Genomic DNA, 6,473 nt, shown 5'->3' with positions numbered 1-6,473 from the left:
TCGAGCGGATGATAAGTGCCGGTTTTGCCGTCGAAGTTGAAGATGTCGATCAAGAGGTTCTTTGGGCCATGAAGGATGGTCTTGGCATCACGTCAGATCTTTCCGGTTGTCATACTGCCCTCATTGGCGACTATTTTGTCGAAGGGCACGTGCCCGCCCGCGAAATCCAACGCATGCTTGCTGAAGCGCCAAATGCACGTGGTTTGACTGTTCCCGGCATGCCAATGGGTTCGCCCGGGATGGGTGCAGCTGGTACCGGTGATCCCTACGAGGTTTTGCTTGTCCTGAACGACGGCACAACGCAGGTTTTTGCAAGCTACGCCTGACGTGGTGCTACGAAACACCTTTCGCAAACACTTCAGCCTCCAGCTGCCATTCGGTCGGTTTTGCTGGAACCTGGCGCTTCTCAGCATATGCAGTATACTGCCATTTCTGACTGCATTCGTGGCCCTTACACCAGACTTCACCACAATCCTGATGACCAACCCCACGGCGTTCAGTCGCTTTTTGCGGCAGGTTGTCACCAATGGTTTTCCCGTCGTCTTCCTCGTCAATTACATCGGTTTTTTTGTATCCTCGGGACTTTTGCGGCAGTTCAACCGGTCGGCACTGCCCCAAATCTTTTCGGATACGTTCGCGCGCGCGGGTGCATTCGTCGCGCTTCATGTTCTGATCTACGTCTTTTCCGCAGATTGGTTTGGCTCGTTTGGTGGTGACCGCTGGACGGCGCTAGGCGTGGTCGGGCCGACCCTCGCACGTTCCTACCTGTTCGAGAACATATCGGGCGTTTATCTCTATGCGCTTCTGCCCGGTATTGTGATCACCTACTGGCCAGCGATGCCAAATTCAAAGGGCAACAAGAATGGTCGCTTTTCTGCAAGGCCAACTATCCTGATCATGGGCGCATGCCTTAGTGTGGTTTTGATGGTCACAGCGCTGTCGATGGGACTGACGCAACTACTCGGCCCGCATTGATAGCTATTCACACGTCTTGCAGTCGGTAGACACCTCTTTGAGGGTTTTGCACCTTGCCTTCAGCAACTAACTCTCGCAGAGCGCGATACGTCGCTTCATGGGTCATAGAAACAGTGGCCGCGAAATCGATTACAGTGCCAACAAGCAGCCCGGCAATGAGGCCAGCATACACCCTATCTTTGGCCGATCGAATGGCGAGAATTTCGCGAAGCTGTCGCGCCCGGTGAACTTGGACGGAAAGTCTTTCGCAATATGCTTTTGCAAATTCAAGATCCTGAAGTCCGCTCAGGACTGCTGTCTTGTCGATGCAGAACACCCTTCCGTCTTGTTGGGTGATCGCGTCACAATGATATGTCTTAGAGAAAAGAGAGGCCTCGGCAAACCATGTTCCAGGCGTGGCCCGATGGATCATGATGATTTCGCCGCCTTCACTGATCCGGACCAGGTGCACCGTTATATCCCGGGCTACAAAAAGACCGTAGGTTCGATCACCGTTGTGAAACAGGTGATCTCCCCTCTTCACGTCCAAAGACGTCACAGCCGCCTCTGGCAAGAGATTGAAGGGTGTTGGTATCATATGATCAGGATCATATTGGTTTGCGGTGCCACTTGGTATCCGAAATCCAGGGAAATTGAAGGAGAGATAAATGAAGACTCTATTTGCCAGCGTCTTGGCCGGGATTGCACTGGCAACAGTAGCGGTATCCCAACACGCGCACTCAAGCCACGATAACATGGATGACAGCCTGAGGCATGCCTTGTCGGAGCCGGGACAAGGCGCATTCGCAGCGATTGCAGAGGTCACAGAAGTCCTGCGTGCAGACCCCGGAACGGACTGGTCGAAGGTCAACATCGCCGCCCTGCGGCGGCATTTGATTGATATGGATTTGGTGGCCACAGACGCAATTGTTGTGGCCTCTCCAACACCGCAAGGCGCAAGCTTCGTCATCACCGGAGCCGGGCGCACGCAACAAGCAATAAAGGCAATGGTCCCCGCTCATGCACCATTTCTTGCTGCGGAGACCGGCTGGAACGTTGTGGTTGAAGAGACTGGCAGCGGTGCCACCATGCGCGTTTCTGGAGATGCCTCACAGATCGCTGCTTTGGGTTTCATCGGCCTGATGACCATTGGAGCGCACCATCAGGAGCATCATTTGATGATGGCCCGAGGCGATGGTGCCCATTGAGCGGAAAGGCCCGCGCATGTCCGCAGACAGGCTATCGCACGGACAAGCGTAGAAAGGCGTTGATACAAATGAGTGATTAATGTCGCTAGAAGATTGCTCTAGCCATTGCTAGTGGTCTTTGTCATGCTTTCTCAGCATTGAAGGATGACTTGATGAACCACCGTATTCTGTTGCTTTGTATTTCGCCGTTGGCATTTTCCGCGTGTGCAAATGTCGCTCCCGAGGAAGCGGCAGCTGAAAATGGCTTTATTGGAGAACTGCCGGAGGATGTTTTGGCGATCGCCGCCCCATTTCAAGATCTGAACGCGGTGATGATAGATCCCACAGACGGGTGTTTCGTCTATCGGCACGCTGGTCCGGTCGAAACGACTTTCCTCCCACTGCGCACTGTCAGCGGCCGCCCTATTTGTACCAGACTACCGGAGCAAAGTGAGACGGGTTAGCTTGGTAAGAAACGCGCTCTGGATTGATCAGGTCAGATCAAATTCACTGGGCGCGGTCACGGCATTCTCAGGAGGATAAAGGTATGCGGTTGAGCCTGTGCTGACCTGAGCATGCAAATCAATAATATGAGCCATGACCATCCGCACGCAACCAGAACTCGCCCGGCTACCGATTGATCTTGGTTGCGGTGTGCCATGAATGCGGAGATACGTATCCCGGCTCCCTTCATAAAGGTAGAGTGCGCGCGACCCCAAGGGATTTGTCGGCCCGCCATCCATTCCATCGGCAAAAGGCCCATAAACATTTGGTTCGCGTTCAATCATCGATGCGGTCGGGGTCCATATCGGCCATCTTGCTTTGCGCTTGATGTTGTAGATGCCCGGCTCGTACAGATCACCCCGCGCGATCGCTACGCCATATCGCATGGCCGTGCCATCATCTTGAATATGGTAGAGATATCTGGCGACGGCATCCACATGGATGTCACCAGGTACCAAGCCAGCATTTGCAACAACCCGCTGGGGCAAGAAACGGGGATGCAAGTCCCAAGGATTTGATGTTGCCGGGTCATAGTTTGGCGGGGTGACACGGGCATCCCACGTTGCCCACATGGATCTCTTTGATATGGGTCGTCTGGCAGGTGTCGGTGTTTCCTGCGCAAAGCTTGGCAATGGCGCCGAAAACAGAGCCGCAGTTGTCGTCAGAAAATGGCGTCTATTGGTTCGGTACATGTTCTTCTCTTAAAGAATAGCTCTACAGTGGCGGGCGCGAAATCCGATCGCTGTTTGTGCGTTGATGTCAATAAGGTAGGCGGTTTACATCACATTCCTACCACTGGAAACGCAAACGCGCTCAGGTTGCCAGTGCTAATATTTACCCAAATGTATCCTTGACCCTCTAGTACTGGAAGCCCGCAAGGCTCTGTCCCGACAATTATGGAGAGAATTGACGATGCCACACAGTGATCAGCAAGAAACAACAGGTTCCTCAAAACTCATGCATTACGGCATGATGATGTGCTGCGCCGTCATGTTGGCTCCGGTCGCCGCCTTCTTGCTGGCGGGGGGGACAATTGCCGGAATGTGGACCAACCTTGGGCTTTTTGCGCCAATCGCGCTTTGCATTGGTGCCCATGTACTGATGTTCAAGATGATGGGTAAGTCCTGCCACGGCTCGGAAAAGAAGCAGGAAGTGGACCCGGTTGCAGACGCTAGTTTCGAAGACGCCCACGCATCGGTTCCGGAAGTTGCCCGACAGTAAAAGACACGCAGTCCAGCTGTCCCTCGCAACCGCAATCCTCTTAAGTCTTGGTGCATGCGCGGTCGCGAAAACCGAGTGCCCCTACGAGCAAAGCCCTGCAGCACGTAACGCTGCTCTCCCTTTGGGCTGTACACTGCAGGGGGTCATAGACGGTCAGGTTCAGAGGGTCTCTTGTGTCGATGGAAGGACGGGCTTTTCCTTCCAATGAATACGCCTTGAGTTCGAATTATCTCTTCAATTCCAAGGAATTCATCGTCGGTCGTTTCATGGTGCGAATCCCTATGTTCTTGTGAGAAATCACATAGCTGAGCGAAAAATGATCTGTCTGATCGAGGCGTATGCTTCAGTTTCTCCTTGTCAAAACGAACGACAGATTTCCTTCTGCAAATCGCTACTGGTTTGAAGACAAGCCGCTGCGGAGCGGGCGCTACTTCTCTGCCTCGAGCGCCGCTCGGATCTGACGTGCCGCAACGCTTTTGTCGTCCTCATCGTTCTCACGGTATTCTCGATAGCTGACACCGGGAAGCGATGCGAAGTCATCCGATAGCTTATTTGGAAACCACGTTTGCCTGATGCCCTCAAATCCAGGCAGTTGACGCAGTAGTCGAGAGGTAAATCGTGAGCAGCTTCCTTGCGGAGCAGGTCCAGCGTCCAAAGCAAGAGCTAATGCCCGCTCAGCGATATCATCTTCGACAGAAACCGTTTGGCCGACGACGTAGTAAGTGACGCGGGCGTGAAAGCTTACATAATACTGCTCCAGTGCCGGGCTTGCGCCAAACAAAACGTCATTGCGTTCCGGCATTTGCTGTTGTTGCCACGACCCGGCCGGATCGAATATCACGCGCTGACTCGCATTAATCAACAACGCGGAATGGGCACCGTTGTCAGAGCCAGTGTTCTTCATGGTATAAAGCGTCAGGTGTTTTGGCCCGGCTGCTTTATAGACGGCCTTAGATACGACATCATCCGGAGCCCAAACCATGGGTGCCGCGCAACCAGACAAGGCCAGTGGGAATGCGATCACGAAACGCCGTCTGTCCAAAGCATATCTCATCAGTCAAGAGCAACCAAGGCCGCGAACAGAAACATCATCGGAATGTGGAGCAGTGCCGTTCCAGGAGAAGGCTTCCAAAAGCCAATCTCTGGGTTAAACTTTTTCTCTTCATAAAATGAAGACTAGCCATTCAAAAGTGTATCCATTTCTTTGGTGTTGATCTTGCCCAACGGGCCTTACGCTTCGCCATAGTTATCAGCCAAGCCTCGTCGCGTCAGGCAGGAATATGTCACGAAATGTATGCACTGCATCCGTTGCTGTTCTCTACCCGCCATAAAATTCACCGCACAGCATTTTGCATACCTTGGACAAACGCCACTTGTGAATGCGCCTGGGCACAGCTGACAACTGCACGCACTCTCATGTGCAGCATCCATCGCTAGAAAGGATTTGCCAATCATGCGGTATGTGTGACAATAATACGGTATTGTTGAAACGCGCTACCTATATTGCGCACAACCCATGGAGGTTCCATGCTGACATCGTTACGACGCACAGCAGCGGCCGTTGCCGCCATGACCGCCGCGGCATTTGCCGCTCTCCCGCAGCGCGCTAATGCTCAGACATATCAAATTGATTGCGCCATTCTCCTTTGCCTATCAGGGGGGTGGCCTGCGTCAGCGCCTTGCGCACGTGCTCGGGCTGAATTCATCCGCCGCATCACACCTTGGCCGGTCGAGCCGCCTTTGCAAATCTGGCGTTGCCCGATGGGCGCGGCATATACCGTTGATCCTGAAACGCTGACCAGCAAGCGGATCTACGACATTCTCCTTGAGCTCGACCAAACCGCACCGCTGCAATCTTTCCCAATGGATGGCAATGATCCCATCACTGGGATTGATGGCCGATTGGCCGATGCCCCTGCCCCGACATTTCAGATGCCACCACTCCCTGAGGCAATGGAGCCGCAACCCGCTGTCGTTCGCATGACCGGTGGCGACGCGGCTCCATTGCCGGAAGGGTTTGCACTTCAGCTCGTGCAGGATCGCGCTGATATCGACATCAGCGGCGTTGAGTTCAGTTTTGTCCGCACCATCCGTGTTTTCCAAACGCAAGCGCGCCAATGGGAATCTGGACGTGACGATGACTGCAACAGCTATGCGAGCGTCCGTCTGGGCAGCTATGGCACGCAAGGAGACTATCGTTGGACACCCAGCAGTATTAGCGCCTTGCCCGAAGCTCACACGGGCCTCGCAGGTTTCGGATCAAATTGTCCGAGCGTTTGGCATCGTTCCGTCTTGGTTGAGTGGCGCGACTATGAAGGCAATTACGGATTTGAGCAGGTGGACTACTAAATGTGGTGATCTTGCTCGCGGTCGAAACCGCATTTACCGCACACCTCTATGAGTAGTATGGTCAGTACAACAAATAAGAATCGAAAGGGGGGCAATAAGCGAGCAGCCAAAAAACAAACCCCCGCAAGGCGGCAACCTGGCGGGGGGGTTTGATAAAACCTAGGGACGGCAATCCCGAAACGGTCCAATCTGTTAAGCTCGGTTTTATCACCCAAGACATCGATACAGCAAGCAAAAAACGCACTTGTGCGAACAGCT

The 6,473-nt window shown here is 53.6% G+C and carries 9 protein-coding genes; 6 read left to right on the top strand and 3 right to left on the bottom strand.

The annotated features are described in order from the left end of the window. On the top strand, positions 1-326 hold a 326-nt coding region (locus ACJ5NV_RS15200; protein WP_411645039.1), incomplete at its 5' end, for a DUF411 domain-containing protein. Positions 327-444: 118 nt separating this feature from the next. After that, on the top strand, positions 445-975 hold the full coding sequence (locus tag ACJ5NV_RS15195) for a hypothetical protein (protein ID WP_411645037.1): 531 nt from the start codon (positions 445-447) through the stop codon (positions 973-975). A 7-nt stretch (positions 976-982) separates the two neighbouring features. Here ACJ5NV_RS15195 and ACJ5NV_RS15190 read toward each other — a convergent pair whose 3' ends face one another. Beyond that, complete coding sequence (locus ACJ5NV_RS15190) at positions 983-1,552, bottom strand: Crp/Fnr family transcriptional regulator (protein WP_411645035.1); 570 nt, start codon at positions 1,550-1,552, stop codon at positions 983-985. Positions 1,553-1,622: 70 nt separating this feature from the next. On the opposite strand from ACJ5NV_RS15190, the gene ACJ5NV_RS15185 reads away from it, so the two are divergent. Both ACJ5NV_RS15185 and ACJ5NV_RS15180 read left to right on the top strand, forming a co-directional pair. After that, a complete protein-coding gene (locus tag ACJ5NV_RS15185; RefSeq protein ID WP_411645033.1) occupies positions 1,623-2,162 on the top strand; it encodes a hypothetical protein in 540 nt (179 codons plus the stop codon). A gap of 152 nt (positions 2,163-2,314) precedes the next feature. Continuing rightward, a complete protein-coding gene (locus tag ACJ5NV_RS15180) occupies positions 2,315-2,605 on the top strand; it encodes a hypothetical protein (protein WP_411645031.1) in 291 nt (96 codons plus the stop codon). 27 nt (positions 2,606-2,632) lie between these two features. Here ACJ5NV_RS15180 and ACJ5NV_RS15175 read toward each other — a convergent pair whose 3' ends face one another. Continuing rightward, positions 2,633-3,337: a L,D-transpeptidase gene (locus tag ACJ5NV_RS15175; RefSeq protein ID WP_411645029.1), complete on the bottom strand. Its 705-nt coding sequence runs from the start codon at positions 3,335-3,337 to the stop codon at positions 2,633-2,635. A 220-nt stretch (positions 3,338-3,557) separates the two neighbouring features. Here ACJ5NV_RS15175 and ACJ5NV_RS15170 point away from each other — a divergent pair, with 220 nt between their 5' ends. Beyond that, positions 3,558-3,866 carry a DUF2933 domain-containing protein gene (locus tag ACJ5NV_RS15170; RefSeq protein WP_411645027.1) on the top strand — a complete coding sequence of 103 codons (309 nt, stop codon included), beginning with the start codon at positions 3,558-3,560 and terminating at the stop codon, positions 3,864-3,866. 427 nt (positions 3,867-4,293) lie between these two features. On the opposite strand, the gene ACJ5NV_RS15165 is transcribed toward ACJ5NV_RS15170, so the two are convergent. After that, positions 4,294-4,908 (bottom strand): hypothetical protein, encoded by a 615-nt coding sequence (locus tag ACJ5NV_RS15165; protein ID WP_411645025.1) that lies wholly within the window; start codon positions 4,906-4,908, stop codon positions 4,294-4,296. 527 nt (positions 4,909-5,435) lie between these two features. On the opposite strand from ACJ5NV_RS15165, the gene ACJ5NV_RS15160 reads away from it, so the two are divergent. Then, positions 5,436-6,215 (top strand): hypothetical protein, encoded by a 780-nt coding sequence (locus ACJ5NV_RS15160; protein ID WP_411645050.1) that lies wholly within the window; start codon positions 5,436-5,438, stop codon positions 6,213-6,215. The last annotated feature ends 258 nt before the right edge of the window (positions 6,216-6,473 follow it).

Source organism: Loktanella agnita, from assembly GCF_046640325.1.
Taxonomy (GTDB): Bacteria; Pseudomonadota; Alphaproteobacteria; order Rhodobacterales; family Rhodobacteraceae; genus Yoonia; species Yoonia agnita.
The sequence above is the reverse complement of the archived record's forward strand: the minus strand, read 5'-3'. Positions and strand labels throughout refer to the sequence as shown.

Excerpts from the sequence above, each read along its gene's own strand:
- ACJ5NV_RS15175 (WP_411645029.1), bottom strand. The coding sequence starts at position 3,337 with ATGTACCGAACCAATAGACGCCATTTTCTGACGACAACTGCGGCTCTG.
- ACJ5NV_RS15185 (WP_411645033.1), top strand. The coding sequence starts at position 1,623 with ATGAAGACTCTATTTGCCAGCGTCTTGGCCGGGATTGCACTGGCAACA.
- ACJ5NV_RS15190 (WP_411645035.1), bottom strand. The coding sequence starts at position 1,552 with ATGATACCAACACCCTTCAATCTCTTGCCAGAGGCGGCTGTGACGTCT.
- ACJ5NV_RS15160 (WP_411645050.1), top strand. The coding sequence starts at position 5,436 with ATGACCGCCGCGGCATTTGCCGCTCTCCCGCAGCGCGCTAATGCTCAG.
- ACJ5NV_RS15170 (WP_411645027.1), top strand. The coding sequence starts at position 3,558 with ATGCCACACAGTGATCAGCAAGAAACAACAGGTTCCTCAAAACTCATG.
- ACJ5NV_RS15180 (WP_411645031.1), top strand. The coding sequence starts at position 2,315 with ATGAACCACCGTATTCTGTTGCTTTGTATTTCGCCGTTGGCATTTTCC.